Origin of the sequence: Vibrio sp. 10N.261.51.A3 (genome assembly GCF_041471965.1) — a bacterium.
Taxonomy (GTDB): Bacteria; Pseudomonadota; Gammaproteobacteria; order Enterobacterales; family Vibrionaceae; genus Vibrio; species Vibrio crassostreae_C.
In genome coordinates this window covers 1-3,450 of sequence record NZ_JBFRPK010000089.1, presented here as the reverse complement: position 1 = coordinate 3,450, position 3,450 = coordinate 1, and the positions used below count along the sequence as shown (strand labels likewise).

Here is a 3,450-nt window from a genome sequence, read left to right as displayed (position 1 = left end):
ACGGCGACTTTTTCTACTAAGCGGTCCATATTCAAAGTTTTCTTTTTTACGAAAACAAGAGTGACACTATCGCCCTCTGACTGTGCATTTACGAGTGTGATTGAGCCTAACTCTTGTGGAAGTTGGCTTGAAATAACTGTCGCTCTATAATCGGCAAGTCCATTAGATTTTATTGGGCTTATCTGACAACCGTTAAGCATGACACTGACGAAGAGAATTACAGTTGTTCGTAGCATTATGCGCTCCTTCTTCCTTTAGGTGCCTTAAAATATTTATGGGTATAACGTGAAGATATAGAAGATAAGAGCGCACTGTAATCTAAACTGAATGTGACTTTTTCCCCTACAAATAGTGGTTTCTGTGAGGATTCAAGGACAAGATGATCACTGGTTGAAGACATGATCTTAATCCCATTCGGAGCCTTAAGCCCGCTGACACAAACATCTTGGCGGCCTAATGCTAGAATAGCTTGTGAGACCTCCCCTCTATCTTGAAGGTTTTCTTTTTCACCAAAAGCATTTAACCCCCGACTCCCCCAAGGCAAAGTCGGTTTAGTCTTGGATTCAATCACTTCAGCGGTCAAAGAAACCGCATCCGTATGTAAGCCTTTGATATTTTCGTGCTCTAAAGGCTCACAGCCTAAAAAAATTGCTTCTCCTATACGAAGGTTATTGACTCGAGTTAAGCCTGTTCTCTGAAGAGCCCAGTTAACTGAAGCAGAATTACCCCCTGAAATAATTTCTAGACTGACCCCAAATGTAGCTTCAATTCCATCGGCAAGCTCAGAAAGAATACTCATATTTTGATCATCTGGAGCGACACCATACCGACAGGCTAAATTCGTACCAATTCCTTTTATCGTGATGTTTGGTAAAGAAATAATCTCTCGGATAAAATCAATCACGCGATTTGGCATCACACCTTCTCTGAGATCGCCAAGCTCAACCATAATAATGATACCGTGACAGCAATTTTGTTGTTCCGCTGCATGTGAAAGCCTCTGAATCACTTCAACTTCAGAGTTTAAACTCATATCACTGTATTTTATTACGCTTGCCACTTGACTGAGCATGGGTGTACGTATCAGCATTTTAGGGATAGCAATGCCAATTTCAGTCATCTTTTGAAGATTTTCGATTCTTGAATCGGCTAACATTGTTGCGCCAGCATCAATAAGAACTTGTGCGATGATAGGGTGGCCGAGGAAGACTTTTGTTACAGGCGTAACGGATATATTTTTCAGTGATAACTGAGAAATCAGGAACTGAGCGTTATGATGAACTTTCCCACAATCGATGTCTAACCTAGGGTAGTTCACCCTTTTTCGGCCAGTTTACTTGCCATTATAGGGAAGGCTGACGTTACGATGTGCAGTAGATGTTCAACAGGCTGTGACAAGACATCAGTAACCGGTAGACCAAATTCGGTAGTGTAAGTGTCTATCGCACAACGTGTTTCATCCAACGACATATCTTCATGATTCAGTGTTAGTCCAATAACATTGGTATTAGAAAACGTTTCGATAAGATTGATTTCTGAGGCAATCGAAGGCATTGGGCAATCAGGAAAATCACTACGATATAAACGTTTAGGGGCATGTTGCAGTATCACACCCGTTGGACAACTGCCACGTAAGATAAAAGCGCTGGTTGAAAACGCAGGGTGACTCAAGGCTCCTTGCCCCTCAACAATTATCAGATCCGGATTTTCTTTTTCATAGGCCTGTACAATGACAGATTCCAATTCACCGGCACAAAATTGTGAAGGGACTGCATCGAGTGCAACGCAGTATTGTGCGCCTTGCATAATACCTGTTTGACCAGTGGCAATCAGAACGACGTTAAGGCCTTTTTTAGTCAGTTCATTCGCCAATATTGTTGCTGTTGTTCGTTTTCCTAGCGCGCAATCCGTCCCCATTACAGCAATTCTCGGACATTTAACGTTGTGTATTTTCCCGCTAAACGTTTTCAGATCGCCTTTACTTTTGGGTTTGCGAGTATCGAATATTCGAACGTTATTCTTTAAACTGGCTTCTAAAAACAGAGGATCGTCGGTTAGAAATTCATGTAAGCCATTTACGATGTTCATTCCTAATGACATGGCATTTAAAATGATGCTTTTATCTAAGTCAGATAAAAAACCACTTGATGGCGCAATGCCAAAAATGAAATAATCGGGAATGCTTTCCGCGTGAATGATAGCTTCTTCAGCATTGGCAAGGATCGGTATTCCATTGGCTTTGTTATCAAGAACTTCACCAGTATCTAAGCCAGCAGACTCACTATCAATAACCGATAGAATACGATAGCTTAACGAATGCCTCACTAACCCATTAGCGGTTTTACCATCAATTTTACCAAAATTACCTTCGCAATATATAATTGCAGAAGGGATGACCGGATTTACTTTTTGAGCAAGTGGTAACCAAGGAGCTATATGGGGTACGTTGTTGGTATCTACATTTTCAATTCTAGAGAGTTTGAATATATTTCTTAACTTTTCGGTTGAGATGGACATAATTAAAGCCTGCAGTATGGCTTAGGAGGGCGACTAAGGAGTGCCGATTTGCGAGTTCGGAAAAGAAAAGAAGTCCGTACTAAGCGGTAGGGATAACAACCAAGGTAACACACTCACCAGACTTTTGTTGGTTATTATTAATACGCTTTCTGAGTCTATTACTTTCAGACTTTGCCCACTTGAGCGTTGTAATTTCTCAAACTCAATTTACCGCTTGTTAATCCCTTGTATCGAGACATTGCGGTCTCAGATATTGAGCGATAGTGATAACCAGACTCTGTTTTCCACTCCGATATTGTCCCATTTTTCAGAGCCGTTACTGCTTCGTTTCTGGGATGACCATCCTCCCAATGTACTGCATTCTTTCGAGGTGGTATCAACGGAGTACAGCCTTTATTTTTCAGGGTTTCATGACAACTTTTTGTGTCATATGCTCCATAGGTAGATTCGGTATGAACCTTTCTGCGTAAAGGGTTGAGTAATGTTGGTAGCACTTCACTATAGCCAACATTTACAAGGCTGACTTCCGCACTAATCGCTTCGTGAGTATCCACATCTACAGCTAAGTGCAGCTTACGCCATGTTCTTCGTTTTTCTGCACCATGCTTTTTTACTTTCCACTCACCTTCACCAAAGACTTTGAGGCCTGTCGAATCAATGGCTATATGGTGAATAGCCCCTCTAGACCTATTGCGATATTTGACCTGAACCGTCTTCGAGCGTTTACTAATACATGTGTAGCCAGGAGAGGTCAGCGGAACATCCATTAGCTCAAAGATAGAGTTGATAAAACCTTGAAGAGCACGTAATGGCAGAGAGAATATCCCCTTAATCATCAGGGCAGTTTCAATCGCTGTATCAGAGTACTGGAACTTAACTCAGTGTCCAAAACTTCTGGCACGGATCACTATGAATCCCAGGGCAAGATTACGA

2 protein-coding genes and 2 pseudogenes are annotated in these 3,450 nt (G+C 41.7%); all 4 read right to left on the bottom strand.

Going from position 1 to position 3,450, the window contains the following annotated elements:
• Positions 1 to 236 (bottom strand): type II secretion system pilot lipoprotein GspS-beta (gene gspS2 / locus AB4371_RS19635; protein WP_372150530.1); only part of this gene is annotated, 236 nt, incomplete at its 3' end.
• Positions 193 to 1,318: pseudogene (locus AB4371_RS19630) on the bottom strand (alanine/ornithine racemase family PLP-dependent enzyme). The pseudogene AB4371_RS19630 and the gene gspS2, both read right to left, overlap by 44 nt.
• A complete protein-coding gene (locus AB4371_RS19625) occupies positions 1,315 to 2,517 on the bottom strand; it encodes a DUF1611 domain-containing protein (protein WP_372150529.1) in 1,203 nt (400 codons plus the stop codon). Before AB4371_RS19625 ends, AB4371_RS19630 begins: the two are co-directional and overlap by 4 nt.
• A gap of 164 nt (positions 2,518 to 2,681) precedes the next feature.
• Positions 2,682 to 3,389, bottom strand: a pseudogene (locus tag AB4371_RS19620) (IS5 family transposase); the annotation flags it as partial.
• Positions 3,390 to 3,450: the final 61 nt, after the last annotated feature.

Coding starts and splice junctions, on each gene's coding strand:
- AB4371_RS19625 (WP_372150529.1), bottom strand. CDS start 2,517: ATGTCCATCTCAACCGAAAAGTTAAGAAATATATTCAAACTCTCTAGA.